At 57.8% G+C, this 23,843-nt stretch carries 23 protein-coding genes and 2 pseudogenes; 17 read left to right on the top strand and 8 right to left on the bottom strand.

Annotated elements, in window-relative coordinates; genetic code table 11:
• Positions 1-166: 166 nt before the first annotated feature.
• The 4 genes from NHU87_RS00125 to NHU87_RS00110 form a co-directional block, all read right to left on the bottom strand.
• A complete protein-coding gene (locus tag NHU87_RS00125) occupies positions 167-1,150 on the bottom strand; it encodes a TauD/TfdA family dioxygenase (RefSeq protein ID WP_253544717.1) in 984 nt (327 codons plus the stop codon).
• Positions 1,151-1,191: 41 nt separating this feature from the next.
• Complete coding sequence (locus NHU87_RS00120; RefSeq protein ID WP_253544716.1) at positions 1,192-1,932, bottom strand: thioesterase II family protein; 741 nt, start codon at positions 1,930-1,932, stop codon at positions 1,192-1,194.
• Positions 1,933-2,319: 387 nt separating this feature from the next.
• A complete protein-coding gene (locus NHU87_RS00115; RefSeq protein WP_253544715.1) occupies positions 2,320-3,492 on the bottom strand; it encodes an MFS transporter in 1,173 nt (390 codons plus the stop codon).
• An 81-nt stretch (positions 3,493-3,573) separates the two neighbouring features.
• Positions 3,574-4,095: a hypothetical protein gene (locus NHU87_RS00110; RefSeq protein ID WP_253544714.1), complete on the bottom strand. Its 522-nt coding sequence runs from the start codon at positions 4,093-4,095 to the stop codon at positions 3,574-3,576.
• A 393-nt stretch (positions 4,096-4,488) separates the two neighbouring features.
• On the opposite strand from NHU87_RS00110, the gene idi reads away from it, so the two are divergent.
• From idi to NHU87_RS00055, 11 genes and pseudogenes are all read left to right on the top strand, one after another.
• Complete coding sequence (gene idi, locus NHU87_RS00105) at positions 4,489-5,052, top strand: isopentenyl-diphosphate Delta-isomerase (protein WP_253544713.1); 564 nt, start codon at positions 4,489-4,491, stop codon at positions 5,050-5,052.
• A 45-nt stretch (positions 5,053-5,097) separates the two neighbouring features.
• A complete protein-coding gene (gene dxs / locus NHU87_RS00100) occupies positions 5,098-6,930 on the top strand; it encodes a 1-deoxy-D-xylulose-5-phosphate synthase (RefSeq protein WP_253544712.1) in 1,833 nt (610 codons plus the stop codon).
• Between the two features lie 27 nt (positions 6,931-6,957).
• Positions 6,958-7,914 carry an SAM-dependent methyltransferase gene (locus NHU87_RS00095; protein WP_253544711.1) on the top strand — a complete coding sequence of 319 codons (957 nt, stop codon included), beginning with the start codon at positions 6,958-6,960 and terminating at the stop codon, positions 7,912-7,914.
• A gap of 43 nt (positions 7,915-7,957) precedes the next feature.
• On the top strand, positions 7,958-9,145 hold the full coding sequence (locus NHU87_RS00090; protein ID WP_253544710.1) for a terpene synthase family protein: 1,188 nt from the start codon (positions 7,958-7,960) through the stop codon (positions 9,143-9,145).
• Positions 9,146-9,482: 337 nt separating this feature from the next.
• Positions 9,483-10,598 carry a terpene synthase family protein gene (locus NHU87_RS00085; RefSeq protein ID WP_253544709.1) on the top strand — a complete coding sequence of 372 codons (1,116 nt, stop codon included), beginning with the start codon at positions 9,483-9,485 and terminating at the stop codon, positions 10,596-10,598.
• Positions 10,595-10,723 (top strand): annotated as a pseudogene (locus NHU87_RS00080) (4-hydroxy-3-methylbut-2-enyl diphosphate reductase); the annotation flags it as partial. The gene NHU87_RS00085 and the pseudogene NHU87_RS00080, both read left to right, overlap by 4 nt.
• Positions 10,724-10,830: 107 nt before the next feature.
• Positions 10,831-11,157, top strand: coding sequence for a hypothetical protein (locus NHU87_RS00075; RefSeq protein WP_253544708.1), 327 nt, complete (start codon positions 10,831-10,833; stop codon positions 11,155-11,157).
• A gap of 47 nt (positions 11,158-11,204) precedes the next feature.
• On the top strand, positions 11,205-12,515 hold the full coding sequence (ispG, locus tag NHU87_RS00070; protein WP_253544707.1) for a flavodoxin-dependent (E)-4-hydroxy-3-methylbut-2-enyl-diphosphate synthase: 1,311 nt from the start codon (positions 11,205-11,207) through the stop codon (positions 12,513-12,515).
• Positions 12,516-12,590: 75 nt separating this feature from the next.
• Positions 12,591-14,414 (top strand): glycoside hydrolase family 15 protein, encoded by a 1,824-nt coding sequence (locus tag NHU87_RS00065; RefSeq protein WP_253544706.1) that lies wholly within the window; start codon positions 12,591-12,593, stop codon positions 14,412-14,414.
• Positions 14,415-14,919: 505 nt separating this feature from the next.
• On the top strand, positions 14,920-15,309 hold the full coding sequence (locus tag NHU87_RS00060) for a hypothetical protein (protein WP_253544705.1): 390 nt from the start codon (positions 14,920-14,922) through the stop codon (positions 15,307-15,309).
• 58 nt (positions 15,310-15,367) lie between these two features.
• Positions 15,368-16,270 (top strand): alpha/beta fold hydrolase, encoded by a 903-nt coding sequence (locus tag NHU87_RS00055; protein WP_253544704.1) that lies wholly within the window; start codon positions 15,368-15,370, stop codon positions 16,268-16,270.
• Here NHU87_RS00055 and NHU87_RS00050 read toward each other — a convergent pair.
• Entirely contained in the window at positions 16,239-17,231 is a 993-nt protein-coding gene (locus NHU87_RS00050) for a GlxA family transcriptional regulator (RefSeq protein WP_253544703.1), read from the bottom strand. The genes NHU87_RS00055 and NHU87_RS00050 overlap by 32 nt on opposite strands.
• Positions 17,232-17,321: 90 nt before the next feature.
• On the opposite strand from NHU87_RS00050, the gene inhA reads away from it, so the two are divergent.
• Complete coding sequence (gene inhA, locus NHU87_RS00045; RefSeq protein WP_253544702.1) at positions 17,322-18,008, top strand: isonitrile hydratase; 687 nt, start codon at positions 17,322-17,324, stop codon at positions 18,006-18,008.
• Between the two features lie 116 nt (positions 18,009-18,124).
• On the opposite strand, the gene NHU87_RS00040 is transcribed toward inhA, so the two are convergent.
• Positions 18,125-18,862 (bottom strand): SDR family oxidoreductase, encoded by a 738-nt coding sequence (locus NHU87_RS00040; protein WP_253544701.1) that lies wholly within the window; start codon positions 18,860-18,862, stop codon positions 18,125-18,127.
• A 202-nt stretch (positions 18,863-19,064) separates the two neighbouring features.
• On the opposite strand from NHU87_RS00040, the gene NHU87_RS00035 reads away from it, so the two are divergent.
• A complete protein-coding gene (locus NHU87_RS00035) occupies positions 19,065-19,994 on the top strand; it encodes an AraC family transcriptional regulator (RefSeq protein ID WP_253544700.1) in 930 nt (309 codons plus the stop codon).
• Between the two features lie 633 nt (positions 19,995-20,627).
• On the opposite strand, the gene NHU87_RS00030 is transcribed toward NHU87_RS00035, so the two are convergent.
• Entirely contained in the window at positions 20,628-21,116 is a 489-nt protein-coding gene (locus NHU87_RS00030) for an SRPBCC family protein (protein ID WP_253544699.1), read from the bottom strand.
• Positions 21,117-21,314: 198 nt separating this feature from the next.
• Here NHU87_RS00030 and NHU87_RS00025 point away from each other — a divergent pair.
• The 4 genes and pseudogenes from NHU87_RS00025 to NHU87_RS00010 all read left to right on the top strand — a co-directional run.
• A pseudogene (locus tag NHU87_RS00025) lies at positions 21,315-22,016 on the top strand (ADP-ribosylglycohydrolase family protein); the annotation flags it as partial.
• On the top strand, positions 21,919-22,197 hold the full coding sequence (locus tag NHU87_RS00020) for a GFA family protein (protein ID WP_253544698.1): 279 nt from the start codon (positions 21,919-21,921) through the stop codon (positions 22,195-22,197). The pseudogene NHU87_RS00025 and the gene NHU87_RS00020, both read left to right, overlap by 98 nt.
• 104 nt (positions 22,198-22,301) lie before the next feature.
• Positions 22,302-22,703, top strand: coding sequence for a lysozyme inhibitor LprI family protein (locus tag NHU87_RS00015; RefSeq protein ID WP_253544697.1), 402 nt, complete (start codon positions 22,302-22,304; stop codon positions 22,701-22,703).
• A 143-nt stretch (positions 22,704-22,846) separates the two neighbouring features.
• Positions 22,847-23,101, top strand: coding sequence for a DUF1652 domain-containing protein (locus tag NHU87_RS00010; protein WP_253544696.1), 255 nt, complete (start codon positions 22,847-22,849; stop codon positions 23,099-23,101).
• Between the two features lie 48 nt (positions 23,102-23,149).
• Here the strand turns inward: NHU87_RS00010 and NHU87_RS00005 are convergent, their stop codons facing one another.
• On the bottom strand, positions 23,150-23,503 hold the full coding sequence (locus tag NHU87_RS00005; RefSeq protein WP_253544695.1) for a hypothetical protein: 354 nt from the start codon (positions 23,501-23,503) through the stop codon (positions 23,150-23,152).
• Positions 23,504-23,843: the final 340 nt, after the last annotated feature.

The raw sequence follows: 23,843 nt of genomic DNA, 5'->3' as shown, positions 1-23,843 counted from the left end.
TAACCTGTGGGAGCGAGCTTGCTCGCGATGGGGCCACCCCAACCAATATTAAGGTGCCTGACCCACCGCAATCGCGAGCAAGCTCGCTCCCACATGGATTGCGCTTGAAACGCCGAAGCCGGTGCAAGACCGGCTTCGGCAACAGGCGCGTCAGGGACTGATCAGATCAGCGCGCGTCCTGGGAATGCCCTTCGGCCATTGCGACGATCACCTTGCGCTTGCCTTCAAAGGGCGCGCGGGCGTGGGCCGAGAGCATGTTGTCGAGCATCAGCACATCGCCCTCCTGCCAGGGAAAGCTGATGGCGCAGTCATCGAGCACGGCGCGAATTTCATTGAGCACCTCATCCTCGATGGGCGAGCCATCGCCGTAGTAGACGTTACGCGGCAGGTCTTCCTCGTCGACGATGTCCAGCAGGGTTTCGCGCACTTCCGGCTGAAGGTTGGAAATGTGGAACAGGTGAGCCTGATTGAACCAGACCATGTCGCCTGTCACCGGATGACGCGCCACCGCCTGACAGGTCTGGCGGGTGCGCAATTCTCCGTCGTCCTTCCACTCGCAAATAATGCCGTGGGCCTTGCAGTAGGCCTCGGCCACCTCGCGGTCTTCGGTGTTGAACACTTGCTCCCAGGCCACGTCCAGCCCGTTGCCGAAATTGCGCACGTACATCAGGCCCTTGCCGACGAAGCGCTCGCGGATCGCGACCGGCATGCGGCGATAGACTTCCCGACTGTCGGCAATCGGCGTTTCACCGCCCGAGGTGGCGGCGATCATGCTGTAGAACCAGATCTTCATCGGCCAATCCCGGGAGTAGGCCTGCTCGTTGTGCAACGGAATGCTCTGATGCGCCGGGTATTCGGTGGAGGTGTAGACCCCCTGAGTGACGTTGGTGCGCGGCGTCGAGCCGAATTCATAATTGAGCAGCGGATGGCCAAAACCAGCGGCAAACTGGCGGAACTGCTCGGCACCATCCAGCTGGAACCCGCGAAACAGAATGCCGCCGTCACGCAGCAAATGCTCATCCACCAATTCATTCAATTCATCGAACACCGCCAACAGGCTGGTATTCGGCTCGGTCGCCTCCACCAACAGCGGCAAGCGACCCCGCGCCGGCAACAACGGCCGCACGGCAAAACCCACAGCAACACCCATGACGGGCCTCCTGTTAACACCGATAAAGTGAACCGCGCGCGCTAAAAAACCGGCGCGGCAAACTGCGCATGACGTCGGTGATGGACTTCCAGATGATTCTTGATAATCCGGATCACCTTGGCTTCATGCTCATGAATGAAGAAATGCCCGCCGGTCATCATGTCCACCGAGAAGCTGCCCAGGGTTTCCTGGCTCCAGCCGATCAATTGCTCGGTGGTGGCCTTGTCTTCCTTGCCGCCGAGCACGTGCACGGGGCACTTGAGCAGCGGGCGCTGCATCGGGCGGAAGCGACCGCAGAGCATGAAATCGGCGCGCAGGATCGGCAGCGTCAGGCTCATCAACTCCTGATTGGCCAAGACGTCCTCACTGGTGCCCTGGAAGGTGCGCAGCTGCTCGATCAACTGTTCGTCACTCTGGGGCTCGGCGAAGCCACGGTCATAGTCACTGCGCAGGGTCGGGGCGGCCGTGCCTGAAGCGAACAGCGCCACCGGTTCCGCAGCACCGAGGGCACGAAAGGCGTGGGCCATCTCGCAGGCCAGCAACGCCCCCAGACTGTGACCGAACAGGGCGTAAGGGCCGTGCAAGGACGGCTTGTGCTCCCTGGCCAATTGCAGGGCCAGGGCGCGCATGTCGGTCTGCAAGGGTTCGTCATAACGGGCGCCCCGCCCCGGCAATTCCACCGGCTGCAAGTGCAGCCACGGCGGCAACTGGCGCCGCCAGCGGCTATAGACCATGGCGCTGGCGCCCGAATAGGGCAGGCACAGCAGTGTCAGCTTTGTCACCGCACTTACCTCGATTGGTTATATGTTTAGGAGAACGGATGAGGTGTGGTGAGAATTAGTCTGTGGGGTTAAGCAGCGTCAGCCGCGACGCACTTTATGTAGCAGCTGTCGAGGCTGCGAGCCTGCGTTCGGCCGTAGCAGCTGTCGAGCTCGCGAGCCTGCGTTCGGCCGTAGCAGCTGTCGAGCCTGCGAGGCTGCGTTCGGCTGCGCAGCAGTCGTAAAACCAGAGATTGCGGTAGATCAGGCATACCGCGTCAGCCGGATTCACGACTGCTGCGCAGCCGAACGCAGCCTCGCGAGCTCGACAGCTGCTACGGCCGAACGCAGCCTCGCAGGCTCGACAGCTGCTACAAGTGGCATTACGGCTTAACTGGCTGGTGTGCCCCATTACTTAAGGTGGCGATAGCTCTGCACCGCCGAACCCAACACCACACCACCCGCAGCAATCGACACCCAGAACCCGCTGCGCGCACCGAACGCATCCACCAGCCAGCCCGAACTGGCCGCGCCGATCGCCACGCCGATACTCAAACCGGTGACCAGCCAGGTCAGGCCTTCGGTGAGCTTGGCCGGTGGCACGATGCGCTCCACCAGCGCCATGCCCACAATCAGCGTCGGTGCAAAGAACAGCCCGGCGACGAACACCGCCAGCGACAGCCCGAAAATATTGGCCGCCAGCAGCAATGGCAACGTGGTCACCGCCGTCGCCACCCCGCCGTAGAGGAACAGCAGAGGCAGCGGCAGTTTCGAGCGCAACGCACCGAACGCCAATCCGGCCAGGCATGAGCCGATGGCATACACCGACAGCACAATACTCGCCGCCGCTGGTTGCCCCTGCTGCTCGGCGAACGCGACGCTGACCACATCCACCACACCGACGATGGTGCCCAAGGCGACCATCAACAGTATCAGCAACTGGATCTCGCTCGAGCGGATGATCGAACCCTGATGGTGTTCTTCATAAGGATGCACCGGCGGTTCGGTACCGCGCTGCAACACAAATGCCGTGACCCCGATCGCCAGCATCAGCAACGCCGCCAACGGCCCTGCCTCCGGGAATGCCACCACACACAACCCCACCGACAACGGCGGCCCGACAATAAAGCAGACCTCGTCCAGCACCGACTCCAGCGCATAGGCGGTTTGCAACTCGGGCCGACCGCGATACAACTCGGTCCAGCGCGCCCGCACCATCGCCGACATGCTCGGCATGCACCCGGCCAGCGCGGCAAACACAAACAACGTCCAGTGCGGCGCCTGCAACCGGGTACAGAGCAACAGCATCAACAGCGCGCCGCCACCGACCAGTGCCGACACCGGCAAGATCCGGCTTTGCCCAAAACGGTCCACCCACCGCGAAACCTGCGGCGCACAAAACGCCGTGGCCAAGGCAAAGGTTGCGGCGATGGAGCCGGCTAATCCGTAACCGCCCTTCAATTGCGAGAGCATGGTGATCAGGCCGATGCCTGTCATGGAAATCGGCATGCGCGCGATCATGCCGGCCAGCACAAAACCTCGTGTGCCTGGGGCGTTGAACAGCTCGCGGTAGGGGTTTGCCATGACATCCTCACGTCCGTTTTGGACGTGCACGGTGCCATAAACTTTCGAGGATCAACAGATCGTCCGAGCAAGGCCCGAACCTTAGTCAACCGCTACAGACGTACGATCATTGCCGCTTTGCAGGCATTGAAAGATCGCATTGTGCTCACTGCCCATCGGCAAAATCACCGCACCCGACTGGCTGGCCGTACGCATGATCAACGCGCCGGACATGACCAGAGCCTCCTTGTTGGCCAACAGTATTTTTTTGCCGGCCCGGGCAGCGCTCAAGGTGGGCAGAAGGCCCGCCGCACCGACAATGGCGGCGACCACCGTATCGCAATCATCTGAACGAGCAGCCGCACACAAGGCTTCAACGCCGCAACACACCTCGGTGCGTAACTGCGCCGCCTGGAGATGAACCTGGAGTTCAATCGCGTGATGGGGCTCACTGACAATGGCCAATGCCGGATTAAATTTCAAGCATTGCTGGAACAACTTTCTCATATTGCAATGTGCACTTAATGCATACACAACAAAGGCGTCCGAATGACGTGCGACTACATCTAAAGTACTGTCGCCAATAGACCCGGTAGAACCGAGAACACATAGGCGCTGTAACATTTCCTATTCTTCCTGATATTTATGCTAGGTTTTTTAAAACTCCGCTACCGCGACACCCTGACACGTTCTGCGGGCAACGAAAAGATGGCTACAGAGCGGTTTTGCCTGACAATAGCAAGACCTCAGGGCATTACAAGCCAGAACTTATGACGTTTAGCTATAATCTTTACTGCGGGGAAAACTATAAGTTTTCTCGTAACCTTGTACAAATTCAATAGACTTGCACACATCAAAAACAACAACCTTATCAAACAAAAAAGTTCTAAACAAAAACTTGCAACACATAACACCACCCACTAGATTCGAACCAAACATTAACACCGTCTGAATTTCTCTAGATTGTCTGGCCTGCAGTAACGTCCAGTAGCGAAGACACAATAGTGGAGTCTTGCTATGGAAGAGTTACTGATTCTGGTCGACCAGCGCGATCGCAAAAAGGGCTATGCGCCCAAACTACAGGCCCATCAACAAGGCCTCCTGCATCGAGCGTTCTCAATCTTCATTTTCGATCATGCCGGCCGTCTCTTGCTGCAACAACGCGCCTTCGGCAAATACCATTCTCAAGGCCTGTGGACCAATACCTGTTGCGGCCACCCTCGGCCGGGCGAGCGGACAATGGCGGCGGCAAAACGCCGTTTGCAGGAAGAAATGGGCATGACCTGCCCGCTGCGCAAAGTCTCCACCCTGCTCTACCGCGAACAGGTTTCAAACCAGATGATCGAGCACGAGTTCGACCACGTATTCGTCGGTATCAGCGATCTCGATCCCGTCGCCAATCCCGAGGAAGCCCACGCCTGGCAGTGGCTGACGCTTTCGCAAATCTGCGAGCGCATTGCCGCTGCCCCCGAGAGCTTCACCTTCTGGTTCCGACGAATACTCCAGACCACCGGACCTGCCGGAATCAGCGCCTGGAAAGAACTCGCAGAAGCCCGCCGTCAGGCCGTTTCCTTCTCCTGATCACGAGACACGCACCGGAACTACGTTCAAGGAAAGGAATCGAGCATGTTCGAATTACTCAAGACCATAGACTATCCGGTTGATTTGCGAGCACTGCATGTTGCCGCTCTCGGCCCACTCGCGGACGAACTGCGGGCGTTCATTTTGCATAGCGTCGCGAAAACCGGAGGGCACCTGTCGGCCAACCTCGGCACCGTGGAATTGAGTATTGCGCTGCATTACGTGTTCGATACGCCCAACGACAAAATCGTGTGGGATGTCGGCCATCAAGCCTACGCCCACAAAATCCTCACCGGCCGACGTGACGCGATGGCGAACATTCGTCAACTCGGCGGGATCTCCGGATTTCCGCGGCGCGGCGAATCTGAATTCGACACTTTTGGCACGGCGCACTCCAGCACCTCCATCTCGGCGGCGTTAGGCATGGCGCTGGCCGCTCGCAATCAGTCACAACCTCGCCATTGCATTGCGGTGATCGGCGACGGCGCGGTTACCGGCGGCATGGCGTACGAGGCGATGAACAATGCCGGCTTATATAAGGAATTGCCGTTTCTGGTGATCCTCAACGACAACGACATGTCGATCTCACCGCCGGTCGGTGCCTTGCGCGAGTACTTCGGGAAACTGAAGCAGGTAAAAGGGTCAGGAACCGATGCGACTTTTTTTAAAGCCTTGGGCTTCAACTACACCGGCCCCATCGACGGTCACAACCTCGACGAATTGCTCCCCACGCTGCACGCCCTGAAAAAACTGCGCGGCCCGCAATTGCTGCACATCGTCACGGAAAAAGGTCACGGCTATACACCGGCTGCGGCGAATCCAGTGCTGTATCACGGCCCAGGAAAATTCGACCCGGCACACGGAATCGATCCATCGATGGCCGGCAAGCCCACGTACACCCAAGTATTCGGCGACTGGTTATGCGATGAAGCCGATGTTGACCCAAGGGTCGTGGCCATCACCCCGGCAATGCGCGAAGGCTCAGGCCTGGTGGAATTCGAACGACGCTTCCCCGATCGTTTTTTCGATGTCGGGATTTCCGAACAACACGCGCTGACCTTCACGGCGGGCTTGGCGGCCGATGGTTTGAAACCGGTGGTGGCGATCTACTCGACCTTCCTGCAACGGGCTTACGATCAGCTGATTCACGATATCGCAATCCAGAATCTTCCCGTGGTATTCGCCATCGACCGCGCCGGTATCGTCGGTGCCGACGGTGCCACCCACACAGGTGCCTTCGACATTGCCTATCTGCGCTGCATACCGAACCTGACCGTCATGACCCCGGCGGATGAAAACGAATGCCGGCAGATGCTGCACACCGCCCTCCTCCTGAAAAGCCCGAGCGCCGTGCGTTACCCACGCGGATCGGGTAACGGCATCGTTGTGTCGCAGACGTTGCATGCCCTGCCGGTTGGCAAAGGTGAAATCCGCCGAGCCTCGGCGCAACCCGCCGGCTATCGCATCGCCCTCCTGGCGTTCGGTTCGATGCTGATACCGGCCCTTGAAGCCGCCATAGCGTTCGACGCCACCGTCGCCAACATGCGTTTTATCAAACCGCTCGATGGGGCCCTCGTTGAGCAATTGGCCAGGGACCATGACCTGCTGGTGACCATTGAAGAAGGTTGCGTGATGGGGGGTGCTGGCTCGGCGTGCCTGGAGCATTTGGCTGTCATCGGTTTTTCATCGTCGGTGCTGCAATTAGGGTTCAGCGACCACTTCATCGAGCATGGTGCACCCGAAAAATTACTGAGTATGTGCGGGCTCGATGCGCCCGGAATCACCCACTCGATAGAGGCGTTTTTGAGCACGCATGACAGGGAGTTTTCCAAAAACCACAGCGCAACGACCGACGTCTCGTTGCGGGCACGAGCATGAAGTGAATATTCACAAGGAGAGAGACTAATGAGCACGCAAGCGAAACAGCCTGTCATCGCCGAGGAAACGCATCTGTCCTATCAGGTCATTCAAGGGTCCAGCGTCGATACCTACCAGGAAAAGGTCGTGTACACCTATGGCGACAGTCCCGAGGACTGGCGCAAGGCGATTGGCAATTACATCCTCTTCCAGTTCGGTGTCTATGACGATCCACGCTCGACGCCGCCAATCAGCCTCGACGAGTCAGGCATTCGCTACTTCGAACGTCAGCTGAAACTTGCCGGCCTGGAAGAACCGAATCGTCCGCCGATCAAACGCATTCTCGATATTGGCTGCGGCTGGGGATACATCCTCAAATACCTGGCCGAACGCTTCCCGGAATGCCAACGCCTCGACGGCGTGAACGTCAGCCGACGCCAACTGGAGTTCTGCGCAAAATTTCACGCCGAACAGGGTTTGACCGATCGCATCAATCTGTACCTGTGCAACGCCAAGGACGTCGAGTTGCTGCCCGATGCCGATGAACCCTATGACCTGGTGATCATTCGCGGCGTGATCTCACATTTCCCGAATGAACTCTATGAAAACACCATGCGCGCGCTCGCCCCTCGAGTCCGTGAAGGGGGCGTTGTGGTTATTTCGGACAATCTCTACAACACCGAACCGCAGGCTTACACCTCAGATACTCCGGACGAAGTCGATCGCCTGGCCTGCAAACACCGCAAATCACCCAAATATTTTCGGGAAGTGCTGGAACAGAGTGGCTTCACCACACATGACATGCGCGTATTGCCATCCAACATCGACGTGGCTCGCTGGCTGATGGATTCGAAAACCAATATTGAAAACAAGGAATTGTTTCCGAATGGAGTGACGAAGGCGTTGGAAGAGTTGCGGGTGCTGGCGGAGAACTGGTCGGTGGCGCTGCTTAAAAACAAGGTTTCGACGTATAGCGTGATTGTGAAGAAGCCATTTGGACAGTAAACACACACCGGGTTTTGATCTATCCGTACTACTGGAGAACACCATGTCGATTATTACCTTACCCAATATTTATTGTCCTTTTACTCACATTCAACACCCCAAGGCCGAGCAGTTCGGTCAGAGCACGGCGGACTGGCTCCAACACTGGGAACTCTATTGGGATGATAAGCAGAGACAGAGAATGATTCGGCCAGGCTGGGGATTATTGGCATCACTCGCCTACCCCAAAGGCACTGACGAGCTGATTCAGATTGCTTCTGACTGGATGGCGTGGGCCTTTGCCTATGATGATGAGTGGTGCGATGAAGGGCCGGTCACGAAGAAACCAGAAACCATAATGATTGCTTCCGCACGCATGAGCCGCGCCTTGGAATGCCCTGAATACCCCGTTGATCCGAATGACCGTTATTCCTTGTCCATGCAAGAATTGCGCATTCGCCTCGAACAACATGCCACGCCGATTCAAGTCAATCGCGTTGTCGAAGCTCAGAAAGGCTACTTTATGGGCGAGATTGTAAAAGCCGGGTGTATGTACCCTGAGCTAAGCGAATGTACTTTCCTGCGCTTAACTGGTGGGGGTGGGATGCTTTTCCCCACTCTCACCCATGCAGTGGCCGGTATTGATATCCATCAAGACGATTTTATCGACCGCAGAATAGTCGCCATGACGGAAATGGCGGCGACGTTTGTGCTATGGGAAAACGAGTTCTTTTCCTACGCCAAAGAAAGCATGCGCGATAGTCTGGATACCCGCGGTAATAACATGATTGACGCAATCCGGCGGCACTTCGGCTGTTCGACGCACGATGCTTTGACGTGGTTAAATTCGATGCATGACCGAATCATGGGCTTATTTGTACGTTTACGCGAACAACTGCTTCAGAACGCCTCCCCCGAGGTAGAACGTTACATCCAGGCACTGATTCACTATCAAACAGGTGTCCTAGAATGGCATCGTCGGGATGAGCGCTACCGCGTCCTGAGTCCGGGAGACTCCACTCCCTGCTACAAGGGCGGTCATAGCACCGATCAACCACATGATCAAAGCTTCGATCCAGTTCCAATACCTTCCATTCAATGGTGGTGGGACTATGACCCTGCTCGCTCTTCATCCGTCCACAGGTTTCACCCGAATGACCATGTTGTTGCAGCTAGAAAGGCAGGGCGCGAATTCAACGCCTGCCAGGAACCCTACACCTACAAAAAACAACAAGGGCAGGAACTTCAATGAGGTACGACATGCGTGTACTGCACCTGAGTATCGACGCCCTCCGCTGACTGATGGGTTCATATAACAACTGACTGGCTGTGGGCAATCAGTAATGTGAGTCACCATGAAATCATCACAAAAGGCAATAAGCGCAGCGCAACAGGGATAACACAAGTCGCATTGCCTTATCCCAATGAATGGTTCGCAGTTTGTTTTAGCGATGAACTTGCAACTCTCTATCGCTCTGCGCTGACGATGAGTAGCGAAGGCTTAAAACCCGGATTGACCTCAAACCCACAAAGGCAAGGACGCTGTTTCCCTCGTCCTATCCTTCAGAAAAAGCACGAGTAGCTTTCTCATGACCGACTGCGACAGATTGAAACTACCGCCCTTCCCAATTCCCTTTAAAAACGGGCCCCACTTTCCACTCAGTCAAAAGCACCCCAAGGAAAATCAGCTCGAAGGCGGGGCGCGGCATTTCAGGGATCGTCACAAATTATTCCTCGACGAAGCTCACCGTCAGCGACTAGACCGCTTTGGTTGTGGGCGCCTGGCAACACAGCTGCATAGAGATTGCTCTGACGAGATGCTGCACATTGCAACCGACTTCCTCATGTGGATATTTGCTTTTGATGATGAGGTGTGTGATGAGGGACCACTCAGTATGGAACCGATCGAACTGACGAAAATGTGCGCCTGGATTCAACGGACATTGGAATCCCCCGAACATCTGATTACCGAGAACCGTTATGCCGACGCTCTGCATGAAATTCGCTGTCGGCTCGACCTCCATGCTTCCCCTACTCAGCTAGGACGCTTCGTAGAAGCCATACGCATCAGCATGAAGATGGAAGTGTGGAAGGCCTTCGATCCAGCCCCCTCCCTTAACGACTGCCTGTTGATGCGAGCCTTTAGCGGGTTTGGTTGGGCGGTTTCGACGTTGCAACACATCGGTGCGGGGAGCGCGATCACTCAAGATGAATATGAAGACAGACGTGTTCGGGCGTTGACAGAAATGATGGTCTGCCTGCTGATGTGGGACAACGATCCTTACTCCTATAACAAAGAACAGGCTCGCGCTGTCGACGGAAAACAACACAACATCATCTCGGTGATCTGTCGTGAATACGGCTGCTCCACCGATCAAGCCGTCACGCATTATCTGGACATACGTTGGCGCGTTATCAGCTTGTTTCTGCGTTTACGACGCGCTGTTTATGTCGATGCCTCGGTTGCCGTTCGTACGTACATCGAAGATTTGGTTGAACTCTACTGTGGTGCAATGCACTGGACGCAAAGCAACTGTCGATATGGTTCGGCGGACGGGCTTGGGTTAAATCCGCACCTCATCCCTGACGAATTGACCGACAACCTGCCACCGGAGAGTTTCAGGGTACTTGCTCTGCCTTGGTTCGACTGGTGGTGGGAGTACGACCCGGCGCGGCAACCGACCGATTGTGAGGGACCACCATGAAAGTCATCCTCGCCCAACCCCGAGGTTTCTGTGCTGGTGTAGTTCGTGCTGTCGATACCGTCGAACAGGCCCTGAAACACCACGGGGCCCCCGTCTATGTACGACACGAAATCGTCCATAACCAGCACGTGGTCGATGACTTACGCGCCAAGGGAGCGCGGTTCGTCGAAAACCTGAATGAAGTGCCAGCCAACGCCGTCATTTGGGGCAAATTCCCGCCCCAGTGGTGGTGGTGCAAACCAAAGCGCACGTCGCCGCCCTTGAGTTTTCGCAGAACACCCCGCTGGCCTATATCACCCAAACCACCCTCAGTGTCGACGACACCCGCGCAGTGGTCGAAGCACTCATGCGGCGTTATCCTCGGATCATCGGGCCGGATACCCGTGACATTTGCTATGCCGTGCAGAATCGCCAAACGGCAGTACGTGAATTGAGCCAATGCGTCGATGTGGTGTTGGTGATCGGCAGCACCCAAAGCACCACCCCTGAAAAGGATCGCCCCGCTCGAGATCGAGAATCTGCCGGGACGCGAAGAACATGTTCAGTTCCGTCTTCCTGAGGGGCTGATTGCTCATCAGTAAACCGCGACTATCTGGAGTCGAATCCATGGACAGCGCAATCGCTCGACGCAAAACCCGGCAAGTCACCATCGGCCATGTCACGGTGGGCAGCGATGTGCCGATTGTGGTGCAGGCGATGACCAACACCGATACCGCCGACGCCACAGCCACGGCGTTGCAGGTCGAAAGCCTGGCCCTGGCAGGTGCCGAACTGGTGCGGATCACGGTCAACAGTCACGACGCCGCCGCTCAGGTGGCACACATTCGTGACCTGCTGGACCGACGCAATATCAACGTGCCGTTGGTGGGAGACTTTCATTTCAATGGTCATCGCTTGTTGGCGGCGTATCCCGAATGCGCCGAGGCGCTGGGCAAGTACCGCATCAACCCCGGCAACGTCGGCAAAGGCGTCAAGCGCGATGAGCAGTTCTGCAGCATGATCGAGGTCGCCTGCCGCTACGACAAACCGGTGAGAATCGGCGTTAACTGGGGCAGCCTGGACCCAGACCTGTTGGCACGGATGATGGACACCAACGCGGCGCTGGCCCTGCCGCTGGAAGCCGATGCGGTGATGCGTGAAGCGCTGGTGGTGTCAGCGCTGGAGAATGCGCAACGGGCCATCGACGTCGGCTTGCCGGCAGACCGGATCGTGCTGTCGGCAAAAGTCAGCCATGTGCAGGACTTGATCGCGGTGTACCGCAACCTCGCGGCACGCTGTGATTTTCCACTGCACCTGGGGTTGACCGAAGCCGGTATGGGTTCCAAAGGCATCGTCGCCTCCTCCACCGCACTGGCGGTGCTATTGCAGGAAGGCATCGGTGACACGCTGCGAATTTCCCTCACCCCTGAACCCAACGGCGACCGCACCCGCGAAGTGCTGGTTGCGCAGCAAATTCTGCAAGTCATGGGCTTGCGCGCATTTACGCCCACAGTGGTCGCCTGCCCTGGCTGCGGGCGCACCACCAGCAGCTTCTTTCAGGAACTGGCGCAGCAGATCGAAGGCTTTCTCCAGGCCCGGATGCCGACCTGGAAAGTGCAGTTTCCCGGCGTCGAACAAATGCATGTCGCGGTCATGGGCTGCGTCGTCAATGGCCCCGGCGAAAGCCGCTTGGCGGACATCGGCATTTCCCTGCCTGGCGCCGGGGAACACCCTTCGGCACCGGTGTACATGGACGGCGAGCGGGTGATGACGCTCAAGGGCAGCCACATTGCAACGGACTTCACTCAGTTGCTCGACGCCTACGTGGCTGCCCGGTATGGCAAGCATCCGCAAGCCAGAGCAAGACTGCTGGAGTTGTTGAAACCTGCCCATTTGATCGCATCCGATGAACTGCAAAATTCCAGACCTTTGACGTAACTCATACCCCAGTGAACTCCTGCCTGATCCCGTTGGTCAGCTAGTTAGGCCCTAAGTCCCCGGAGCTCTGCGGCAATGGCTGATCATTCCGAACGACAAAGCGCCATCGACGCCCACGGCATCATTGGCGACATGCGCAGCGCGGCGCTGGTCAACGACAAGGGCAGCGTGGACTTTTTCTGCTGGCCGGAATTCGACAGTCCTTCGATCTTCTGCTCGCTGCTGGACAGCCCCCAAGCTGGTATTTTCCAACTGGCCCCGGACCTGCCCGACGCCCGTCGCGAGCAGATTTACCTGCCCGACACCAACGTCCTGCAAACTCGCTGGCTCAGCGATCACGCAGTGGTCGAAGTCACTGACCTGCTGCCCATCGGCGACAGCGAGGATGATTTGCCGATGTTGATGCGTCGGGTGCGAGTGGTCAGCGGTCAAGCGACGATCCGCATGCGCTGCGCCGTGCGTCATGACTATGCCCGGGCTCCCACCAAGGCTCGCGCACGTGATCGAAGTGTGTGTTTCGAGGCCATCGGTCAGCCAGCCATGCAGCTGTGTTCGGATCAATCCTTGCGCATCGAGGGCCATGCGGCCGTCGCCGAATTCATCCTCGAACAGGACCAGAGCGCCGAGTTCCTGCTCGGTGGCGTTGACGACGCACGCTTCAAGGAAGGCGCCGCCGCACTGTGTCTGGAGCGCACCTTGAAGTTCTGGCGCGACTGGATCGGCCAGTCCAATTATCGCGGTCGCTGGCGGGAAATGGTCAATCGTTCGGCGCTGGCCCTGAAGCTGCTGACCTCGCGCAAGCACGGCGCTATCCTCGCCGCCGCCACCTTCGGCCTGCCGGAAACGCCCGGCGGCGAACGCAACTGGGACTACCGCTACACCTGGATCCGCGACGCCTCGTTCACCGTCTATGCCTTCATGCGCCTGGGCTTCGTCGAGGAAGCCAACGCCTACACGCGCTGGTTGCGCGGTCGGGTCAGGGACTGTCACGGCAAGACCATGAAACTCAACATCCTCTACGCCATCGATGGCCGTCAGGAACTGCCGGAAGTCGAACTTCCACACTTGGCCGGTCATGGCGGCGCGACACCGGTACGCATCGGTAATCAGGCCTACGATCAAATCCAACTCGACATCTTCGGCGAGCTGTTGGATGCGGTGTACCTGGTCAACAAGCACGGTGAAGCGATTTCCCATGAAGGCTGGAAACACACCGTGGAAGTGGTCGATCAGGTCTGCGAAACCTGGCAGCAAAAAGACGTCGGCATCTGGGAAATGCGCGGCGAGCAGTATCATTTCCTGCACTCGCGACTGATGTGCTGGGTGGCCGTGGATCGCGCCATCCGGCTGGCGTCCAAACGCTCGCTGCCCGCCCCGTTCGCCCGCTGGGACCAGACCCGTCAAGCGATCTACACCGATATCTGGAGCAATTTCTGGAACGAAGAACGCGGGCATTTCGTCCAGCACATCGGCGGCACCGGCCTCGACGGCTCGATGCTGCTGATGCCGCTGGTGCGCTTCGTCAGCGCCAAGGATCCGCGCTGGATCTCGACCCTCGAAGCCATCGAGAAAACCCTGGTGCGCGCGGGCATGGTTTACCGCTACCGCAACGACGACAGCCAGATCGACGGCCTGCCCGGTACCGAAGGCGCCTTCGCCGCGTGTTCGTTCTGGTACGTCGAATGCCTGGCCCGGGCCGGCCAAGTGGAGAAGGCGCATCTGGAGTTCGAACAATTGCTGAAGTATGCCAACCCGCTGGGGCTGTATGCCGAAGAGTTCGACAGCCATGCCCGGCATCTAGGCAATACACCGCAAGCGCTGACGCATCTGGCGCTGATCAGCGCAGCGAGTTTTTTGAACAGGAAGTTGAGTGGGGAGAAAAACTTCTGGCAGCCTTGAAGACCGAGTCGCCTTCTTCGCGGGCAAGCCTCGCTCCTACAGGTCTAGCGTGATCTGTGGGAGCGAGGCTTGCCCGCGAAAGGGCCCTCAGCCCAACACAAGGCTTACTGTCGTCAAAACCTGTCGGAAATGCCTGCTTTCGCTGCATTTTTTGTAGGAGAAAGGCTTACAGGCAGTCAACAAAAACACATTTTACATATCCCTGTGGCGAGGGAGCTTGCTCCCGTTGGAGTGCGCAGCGGCCCTGAAATCTACAACCACATTCCTCCAGAAACACCGCATTTGCTGGGTTTACGGCCGCTGCGCAGCCGAACGGGGGCCAGCCCCCTCGCCACAGGATCGTGTAGGCCAAACACCTACATTTACTAAACGATCCAGCCCGATCAACACGCAGTCACTCATTCCTACATCCGGAAATACCTTGTTGCCAGCGCTGACATCCATCCCTACCATCCACGTCAACGGGCACAGCGGAGCTGTCAAAACCCGAATTCAAGGAACCAGAATGACCCAGCGTATCCATCGCAGCATCGACACCCCACTCCGATCAGGCCTGAACCGGGATGAATTGTGGGAAGACCACGACAAAGGCCTGATCAAATGCTGGGAAATCGGCCGCCAACGTGCCGTCCGCTTCCCCGACCTCGCACAACAATGCCTCACCGATGAACTCCCGGTGCTAGGCTGGAAAGGTGGCGTCAGCCGCAGTCTGAAGAAACTCGAAAAATACGGATCCCTCAAATACCTCGCCCAATGGCAGGGGTTGCGCGGCGAAGATCTGGATATTGATTTGAGCGCAGAACGGGCGCTGACCTGTTCCAGGACAAAAATGATGGTGACGTTTACACCGGATCGGTCGAAGTATTTCAATCAGGTGGCGGACGTGGAAGCCTGAGGAAAAGGCACCGAGTCGATTGGAATCAGCCCTCTCAAAACAGCCCCTGGAATGTCGAATGAACCATGACGCGCAGATCCAATATGCACTGACACCCAGCCTCAATCTCGCCTATGAAGCACACGGCCCAACCAACGGCGCCTCGGTCATTCTGCTCCACGGCTTCCCCTATTCCCCTCGCGCCTACGACGAAATCGCCCCAGCCCTCGCCGCAAAGGGCTACCGCGTTATCGTCCCGTACCTGCGCGGCTACGGCCCGACTCACTTCAACTCCTCCGACACCCTGCGCTCCGGCCAGCAAGCCGCCCTCGCCCAGGATTTGCTGGACCTGATGGACGCTCTTGCCATTCAACAAGCCGCTCTGTGTGGTTACGACTGGGGCGGTCGGGCGGCGTGTATTGTTGCGGCGCTGTGGCCGGAGCGGGTGCGCTGTCTGGTGACGGGCGATGGCTACAATCTTCAGAACATCCCCAACGCTACCCAACCTCTGGACCCGGAAACCGAACACCGTCTCTGGTATCAGTACTACTTCCACACGCCGCGCGGTGTTGAAGGCCTGACCCAAAACCGTCGGGCACTGTGCGAACTGCTCTGGAAGTTGTGGTCGCCGACCTGGGCCAACAATGCCGAACGTTATCCCTTGAGCGCGCCAGCCTTCGATAATCCGGATTTCGTCGAGGTGGTGATTCACTCGTATCGGCATCGGTTCATGTATTCGCCCGGCGACCCGGCGCTGGAATGGATGGAAGAAGCGCTGACCCAACAACCGGTAATCAGCGTGCCGACGATTTCCCTATGCGGCGCCGATGACGGTGTCGGCCCCGCCTCTGAAATCGACGAAGACGCCGAGCGTTTTACCGGCCCTTACGAACGCCGAGTATTGGCGGGAGTCGGGCATAACATCCCCGAAGAAGCGCCCGAGGCGACCCTCAAGGCATTACTGGATCTGCTACAGGGCTGACGGAAAACCGCTCCCGATAGGCTTGCGGCGTCACGCCCATGGCCCGCAGAAAACTGCGGCGCAAGGTCTCTTCACTGCCAAAGCCGCATTGCACCGCGACCCGCTTGATCGGCACACCGGTATCGCTGAGCAACCGTCGCGCGGTCTCGACCCGAATCAGTTCGATGGCCCGCGCTGGAGTTTGGCCGGTGTCGGCGCGGTAGTGACGGACGAAGCTGCGCTCGCTCATGCCGGCCTGCAAGGCCAAGGTTGGGATGCCGAGGTCCTTGGTGAGATTTTCGCTGATCCAGGCGTGAAGTTCGTCGAAGCGGTTGCCTTCCTTTTGCAGGGACAGGGTCACGCTGAACTGCGACTGGCCACCCGGACGCTTGAGAAACACCACCAGTTGCCGGGCGACATCCAGAGCCATGGTTCGTCCGAGATCTTCTTCGACCATCGCCAGCGCCAGGTCGATGCCCGCAGTGACCCCAGCCGAAGTCCAGACCGGACCGTCGTTGATGAAGATCGGGTTGGGTTCGACCTGTAGTTTGGGATGCTGCTGCGCCAATTGCTCGCAACGGGTCCAGTGCGTGACCACCCGCCTGCCATCGAGCCAACCGCTGGCCGCCAGCAAAAACGCCCCGGTACACACCGACGCCACCCGCCGACACCCCGTCGCGTGCTCACGTACCCAGGCCACCAGCGGCTCGTCTTTCGCCGCCGCGTAAACGCCCCAGCCACCGGCAATGATCAAGGTGTCGCTATCTTGATCCGGCAATGGTTCTGCCAACAGCGCCAACCCCGCCGACGACATCACCGCCCCGCCACCGCAGGCAATCACCGACGGCGCATAGGGCGGCGGCAAACCTTGCTGGCGCGCAATGTCGTTGGCCGAGGCGAATACCTGCAACGGCCCGGTGACGTCGAGCAGTTGCACGTTGGCAAAGGCCAGCACATGAATGGTTTTCGGGTTGTTCGGCATGTTTGGCGTAATTCGTGGGGTGATTGGCGTATGCGCCAGATCCTACGAGCCTACAGTGAAGCCGTCCACCCAACCAGGAGAAAAAACGCCATGACGTTGCAGATCGGTTTTCTGTTGTTTCCACAACTTCAACAACTGGACCTGACCGGCCCTTATGACGTGCTGGCCTCGCTGCCGGACGTGAAAGTTCATCTGATCTGGAAGGACCTGGTTCCGATCACCGCGAGCACCGGGCTGGTGTTGAAACCGACCATTACCTTCGACGATTGCCCGCCACTGGATGTGATCTGCATTCCCGGCGGCAGCGGCGTCGGGCCATTGATGGAGGATGACGAAACCCTGGTCTTCATCAAGACTCAGGCCGCCAACGCGCGGTATGTCACTTCGGTCTGCACCGGTGCGCTGGTGCTTGGCGCGGCGGGGTTGCTCAAGGGCAAGCGCGCCACCACTCACTGGGCATATCACCAATTACTCAGGGTTTTGGGAGCGATCCCGGTGAGCGATCGGGTGGTGCGCGACGGCAATCTGCTGACCGGTGGCGGGATCACCGCGGGGATCGATTTTGCCCTGACCCTGGCGGCTGAATTGTTCGATAAGGACACGGCGCAACTGGTGCAATTGCAGCTGGAATACGCCCCGGCGCCGCCGTTTGCTTCGGGCAGTCCCGAGACAGCGCCGGTCAGCGTGCTGGAAGAAGCCCGGAAACGCGCTGCCGCGTCGTTGAAATTGCGCTCGGAAATCACCGAACGTGCAGCGGCGAAACTCGATCGCCAGTGAAAGAAATGGCTGCGGGAGCTACCCCCCCCCCCCGCAGCCAGTCATTCAAGCGGAAAATCCGTTGCCGGCGATGTGGCTTTCCACTCGTTCAAGTTTCAGTGCAAATAGATGACAGCTCAAAACGGACTGGCCGTCGGCCGCACGATCAATTCGCTGACATCCACATCAGCCGGCTGATCGATGGCGTAGGCAATGGCCCGGGCGATAGCCTCGGCAGGAATGGCGATCTTGCGGAATTCACGCATTTCGGCGCGGCCACTGGCATCGGAAATGCTCTCGGCCAGTTCTGATTCGGTCACGCCGGGGGAAATCACCGTGACTCGCACATCGCCACCGACTTCCTGACGCAAGCCTTCGGAAATCGCTCGCACGGCGAATTTGGTGGCGCAATACACAGCGGCGGTCGGGCTGACGGTGTAGGCACCGATGGAGGCAATGTTGATGAACTGGCCGCAGCGCTGACGCTGCATCAATGGCAACCCGGCAGCGATGCCGTGAAGGACGCCACGGATGTTGACGTCGATCATCCGGTCCCACTCCTCGACCTTCAGCGCCTCGAGTTTCGACAGGGGCATGACCCCGGCGTTGTTGACGATCACATCGACCCGGCCAAAGCGCTCGACCGCGAAATCGATGAAGGCCTGCACGTCATCGCGACGGGTGACGTCCACCGCTCTGAACGCGGCGCTCTGGCCAGCCTCATTGAGTTCTGCGACCAGTGTTTCCAGGCGATCGACACGCCGGGCACCGAGCACCACATGGACGCCCTGACTGGCTAACAGACGCGCGGTGGCTTCGCCTATTCCGCTGCTGGCGCCGGTAATGACAACCACTTTGCCTTGAATGTTGGACATGACTTTTTCCTTATCTGGAGACTGGAATATCCCCGAGGGGACGTTGCGACAGGTCCAGATTAGGGACGCTTCGACGGGTTTCGTTAGCCGGTTTCTCCTGCATTCTTGCACGATCCTGTAGCAGCGAAACCGATGCTGGTCGACACGCGCGCAATCGGTTTTACTAGCCCGATTCAACCTTCGGCCAGGGAGATTGTTCAGCATGACGACTTCTACTTCCGCGAATGCCCAGAACGGCGTCGACGTTCGGCGCGCCGAGCTGGTGAGCCTGATGAAGCGCTTCGCCCCGGAATACGGCGTTCATGCCACGCCGATCAAAGACTTGCACCTGATCCGCAGCGACCATCCCACAGAAGACCTGCACACAGTGCACAAACCGGGGCTGTGTGTGATTGTCGAAGGCCGCAAGGAAGTACGCCTGGCCACTGAAAGCTACTTCTACGACCCGCTCAATTACCTGGTGGTGCCGGTCACCCTGCCCTTGGCCGGCAAAGTGATCGAGGCCAGCCCAGACCGGCCTTATCTGTGTTTGCGTCTGGACATCGACCCGGCGCAGATCTGCCATTTGATCGCCGCTGTCAGCCCGATCGGGGTGCCTGGGGTGATGAACAGTGGACGTGGTCTGTTTCTGGACAGGATCGACGCACCTTTGCTTGATGCCGTGTTGCGGCTCCTGAGCTTGCTGGAAACCCCGGACGACATCGCGACCCTGGCGCCACTGGCGCAACAGGAAATCTTCTATCGGTTATTGCGTGGCGAGCAGGGCCGGCGCTTGCATGAAATCGCCATCCCCGACACCCAGACCCATCGCATCAGCCGTGCTATCGAATGGCTGAACAACCATTACGCCGAACCCCTGAACATCGAAAACCTGGCGCAGATGATCAATCTCAGTACCTCGGCGCTGCATCACCGCTTCAAATCGGTGACAGCCATGAGCCCGTTGCAATACCAGAAGCAATTGCGCTTGCAGGAAGCAAGGCGGCTGCTGTTGTCGGAGAACAGCGATGTTTCGTCAATCGGCTACAAAATGGGCTACGAAAGCCCTTCGCAATTCAGCCGTGAATACAGCCGTCTGTTTGGCGCCTCGCCGAGCAAGGACATCGCCCGGCTGCGCGCTCAGGCGATCTAGCGGTTTTGTGTAGGCAAACAGAATCAGGCCGGGGAAGCGTGTAAGCCATGACCACCCAACGCCTGAAAACCTGCCCTTGCTACAAGGGGATCGGGTTTCAGTTTTCTGAAGACGAAAAAAAACCCGCCTAAGCGGGTTTTTCAAGACCATTGCGACATCCTGTCGGCGGCCATCCTGGCCTATGGTCGATCATCCATGATCCTGAGCACGTCCTGTGCTTCAGTTGATGGATCCAGATTAGACGCATCGGTGAAGCATCAAAAGACGACATATCACTGGTTACGTGTAAGCCATTGACCATTCAGCGCCTGAAACCTGCATTTGTAGCAGCAGCTGCTACAGGGATCGGGTTTCAATTTTTCTGCAGGCGAAAAAAAACCCGCCGAAGCGGGTTTTTCCCAAGACCATATCGACTCCCTGTCGGCAGCGATCCTTGCTATGGTCGATCATCCATGACCCTGAAGCACTTCCTGTGCTTCAGTTGATGAGACTAGATTACGCTTGGGATCCAATCCGCAATAGACGACATAGCTACTACCGCGTGTAAGACATTCGCTATAGCTGCCCTTCCGAAAACCCTTGGACGAGTCAGCCATCATGCCCTGAGGCCCCGAGTTTCGTGGCCTGCAGCCTTCAACCTCCCTGACGCTCATGGGTCTTGGTACTTGTTTCCAGAAATTGTTCGATATTGCTCATCTGCTCATCCCAACCCCGGCTGTCCATGCGGAATGCCTTGAGCCTGCGCGACTGAGGGATGTGATCAAAGCCCGACTCGACGACCGTCAACAACGTGCCTTCGTCCATATCCTGAAGTTCGAATTTCACCAGCGTGGTGGGCTCCTGGGAGTAATCGGTATCGGGTTCGACTGCATACGGGTGCCAGCGAAACGAAAACACCCGCTCCGGCTCGACCCGCTCCACCAGTACATTCCACAACAAGTGCTCATAACCAGGATAAGTAATCTGCCCCTGGGTCCATTCGCCGGCGACAAAGCGTTTACCTTCGAGTGCCACGCCGAACCATTGCCCAAAGGCTTCAGCATTGGCCAGCACACGCCAGACTTGCGAGCGCGGCACCTTGAGCAGGATCTTCCTTTCGATGCGATCTGATGCTGGGTTCATAAGTCACCTCCTGTATTGAACAGTAGGCCTGTAAAGACCATAAGACCAACCTTAAAGTTGTATCAAACGGGTGCGGCAATCACCCGTACCTGAAATATTCGGCCTCAGTTTTGGCCATAAGTTCTGGTTTGAAGGGGGGAGTCAGCGGGCTGAAGCTGCTAACGTCTGCAGCGACGTGACCCCTTACAAGGAAGATTCATGCAGCCTTCACTCACGGAACGTTATCGCGCAACCCTGCTGGGGCTTGCTTGTGGGGATGCCGTTGGCACCCGTGCCGAATTTCAGCCGCGCGGCTCGTTTACCCCTCTGACCGACATGGTTGGGGGCGGCCCTTTCAATCTGAAGCCAGGGCAATGGACCGATGACACTTCCATGGCACTTTGCCTGGCAGAAAGCCTGCTGAACAAAAAAGGTTTTGATGCCGCCGACCAAATGCGCCGTTATCTCAACTGGTGGCAATGGGGTTACCTGAGTTCGACCGGCGTATGCTTCGACATTGGCATGACCGTACGTGAAGCGCTGGCTCGTTATCAGGAAACCGGTCAACCATTCGCAGGTTCCACCGATCCCTACACGGCCGGCAACGGCTCGCTGATGCGGTTAGCGCCAATAGTGTTGTACTACTTTCCCGATCCCGACCGGATCAGAACCTTTTCCGCAGACAGCTCGCGCACTACCCACGCGGCACCAGAGGCGCTTGAATGCTGTCAGTTGCTTGCCGAGCTGATCCGCAAGGCATTGCAAGGCGCGCCCAAGCAGGATTTGCAGAGCCTGCCAGAGACGAGGTTCGTGGAACCGAAGGTTGCGAGCATCGCCCGAGGCGACTACCTCGATAAATCCAAAAACGATATTCGCGGTAGCGGTTACTGCGTTGCATCACTGGAAGCGGCCTTGTGGTGTCTGTTCGATCTGCGGGTCGCACCTGATGGCAGAACGCTTGGCCCAAGCCCATGTAATCGTTCGCGTGGCGACACTCGACGATGACCCGAAAATGACACCTCAGGTTCATATTTGGACGTCTCATAACGTGCCCTGGCTTGAATATGAATCGATTGAGAAATGTCCGGAGTGGCAGGTATAAATTCTGAACATTGCAGCGCTTTGGTGGCGAGCGGCAGATTCGTTGAATAACCATCCGCTTCGCTACATTGCACCTCAACTTTCCAATGTCACCACGAGAATCCCATGCACCCACGCTTTCTCCTGGCGCTGACGCCGCTGCTGTTCACCACCGTGGCGCATGCCGTGGACTGTGCGAATGCGAACGACCAGGGCACCATGAATCAGTGCGCCGCCGAGCAGTACAAAACGGCTGATAAAGAGCTGAACACGCTTTACCAGCAAATCACCAAACGATTGAAAGACAATCCCGATGCCAAGAAGCTGCTGGTCAGTGCGCAACGCAACTGGGTGGCGTTTCGTGACGCCGAATGTGAGTTTTCGACCTCTACGGTGACGGGTGGCAGTGTGTATCCGCTGATCTATAGCCTGTGCACCGCCAACCTGACCAAGGCGCGCGCCGAAACCTTCAAACGCTACCTCACGTGTGAGGAAGGCGATATGAGTTGTCCGGTGCCTGGGGCTTGATGTGGTTTTGTCGCAAATCGCGATAGGCGATGACCAACCTGTTACGGTCTTGAGACACCCTCTGTTCAGGATTAGAATTTTCGGGCTAAGGGTAAATGACGGAGCATTTGCCCGGCCACACATCTGGCGTGAGGGAGGTAGCGATGTTCCTTTCGACCCTGGAAATTCAAAACATCATTGAGCACAGTTTTCTGCCCGCCGTGTGCACTTGCAGCCTGGAAGCGGACCAGTCCATGACGATTCGGGTTTGCGATTGCATGACTGGCAAAGTGGATCTGGTGGCAACCCATGTTCCGGTATGGACATTGGACAGCCCTCACGCGATCGCATCGCTGGTGGCTGATATGCGGCAAGAAATCGCAGCTCATAAAGGCCAACATCCGAAGTTTTTCAGCTGAACCGGTATGCGCCGCACCACGACGGTGGTGCGGCGCAAGTCCGTAGGCTTATGACATCTTTCGGGAAATCTCTTCAAATGTGGCGCTATCTACAGCCGCCAGAAACCTTCGGCCATCCTTGAGTGTAGCCAGAAAGGTTACTTCGGTTTCCTTGCCGGCCAACATGAAACCGGCAATTGCGCCGATCGGTCCCAGCAACATGGCACCCGCCACGCTGAAGCCGATAGCCCCCTTCATGTTGTTGATCGAATCCTCATTGGCCACTTCTATGCGCTTGAACGATGAGAGCGGGAGGGTGATGCCGGGCCACGGGTGAATCGACGTCCTGAGCGTAAATACGCCGTCTCTGTACTCTCCATCACCCTGCAGAAAGTCCCCCGCCAGGACCATTATGCTTGCCATTTTTTTACCCTCTGACTGGCAATCGGTGAACAATCATTTCGCGCTTGCGCTCGAACGTCGTCAACTGCCGGGCGATGAAATGTTCCGGGAAACGATAAGCCACCACATTAAGAAAGCATTGGCGCCGAGCGAGACCGATGGATGTGCGTTAGGGTTGGTGTCCGTTGCACCGCACTATCGTTCTTCGCGGGCAAGCCTCGCTCCTACGGGTTCGTGTGAAGCCGGTCGATGGAATCGTGCAGCGACGGTACTTTCCTGCGGACAAAACAAAACCCCTACCTGCAGATGCAGATAGGGGTTTCGGAATTTGATCTTGACGATGACCTACTCTCACATGGGG

The organism is Pseudomonas mandelii (genome assembly GCF_024138395.1).
GTDB classification, from domain to species: domain Bacteria; phylum Pseudomonadota; class Gammaproteobacteria; order Pseudomonadales; family Pseudomonadaceae; genus Aquipseudomonas; species Aquipseudomonas mandelii_E.
The sequence above is the reverse complement of the archived record's forward strand: the minus strand, read 5'-3'. Positions and strand labels throughout refer to the sequence as shown.

Coding starts and splice junctions, on each gene's coding strand:
- NHU87_RS00125 (WP_253544717.1), bottom strand. CDS start 1,150: ATGGGTGTTGCTGTGGGTTTTGCCGTGCGGCCGTTGTTGCCGGCGCGG.
- NHU87_RS00115 (WP_253544715.1), bottom strand. CDS start 3,492: ATGGCAAACCCCTACCGCGAGCTGTTCAACGCCCCAGGCACACGAGGT.
- NHU87_RS00110 (WP_253544714.1), bottom strand. CDS start 4,095: ATGTTACAGCGCCTATGTGTTCTCGGTTCTACCGGGTCTATTGGCGAC.
- idi (WP_253544713.1), top strand. CDS start 4,489: ATGGAAGAGTTACTGATTCTGGTCGACCAGCGCGATCGCAAAAAGGGC.
- dxs (WP_253544712.1), top strand. CDS start 5,098: ATGTTCGAATTACTCAAGACCATAGACTATCCGGTTGATTTGCGAGCA.
- NHU87_RS00095 (WP_253544711.1), top strand. CDS start 6,958: ATGAGCACGCAAGCGAAACAGCCTGTCATCGCCGAGGAAACGCATCTG.
- NHU87_RS00090 (WP_253544710.1), top strand. CDS start 7,958: ATGTCGATTATTACCTTACCCAATATTTATTGTCCTTTTACTCACATT.
- NHU87_RS00085 (WP_253544709.1), top strand. CDS start 9,483: ATGACCGACTGCGACAGATTGAAACTACCGCCCTTCCCAATTCCCTTT.
- ispG (WP_253544707.1), top strand. CDS start 11,205: ATGGACAGCGCAATCGCTCGACGCAAAACCCGGCAAGTCACCATCGGC.
- NHU87_RS00065 (WP_253544706.1), top strand. CDS start 12,591: ATGGCTGATCATTCCGAACGACAAAGCGCCATCGACGCCCACGGCATC.
- NHU87_RS00060 (WP_253544705.1), top strand. CDS start 14,920: ATGACCCAGCGTATCCATCGCAGCATCGACACCCCACTCCGATCAGGC.
- NHU87_RS00055 (WP_253544704.1), top strand. CDS start 15,368: ATGAACCATGACGCGCAGATCCAATATGCACTGACACCCAGCCTCAAT.
- NHU87_RS00050 (WP_253544703.1), bottom strand. CDS start 17,231: ATGCCGAACAACCCGAAAACCATTCATGTGCTGGCCTTTGCCAACGTG.
- inhA (WP_253544702.1), top strand. CDS start 17,322: ATGACGTTGCAGATCGGTTTTCTGTTGTTTCCACAACTTCAACAACTG.
- NHU87_RS00040 (WP_253544701.1), bottom strand. CDS start 18,862: ATGTCCAACATTCAAGGCAAAGTGGTTGTCATTACCGGCGCCAGCAGC.
- NHU87_RS00035 (WP_253544700.1), top strand. CDS start 19,065: ATGACGACTTCTACTTCCGCGAATGCCCAGAACGGCGTCGACGTTCGG.
- NHU87_RS00030 (WP_253544699.1), bottom strand. CDS start 21,116: ATGAACCCAGCATCAGATCGCATCGAAAGGAAGATCCTGCTCAAGGTG.
- NHU87_RS00015 (WP_253544697.1), top strand. CDS start 22,302: ATGCACCCACGCTTTCTCCTGGCGCTGACGCCGCTGCTGTTCACCACC.
- NHU87_RS00010 (WP_253544696.1), top strand. CDS start 22,847: ATGTTCCTTTCGACCCTGGAAATTCAAAACATCATTGAGCACAGTTTT.
- NHU87_RS00005 (WP_253544695.1), bottom strand. CDS start 23,503: ATGGCAAGCATAATGGTCCTGGCGGGGGACTTTCTGCAGGGTGATGGA.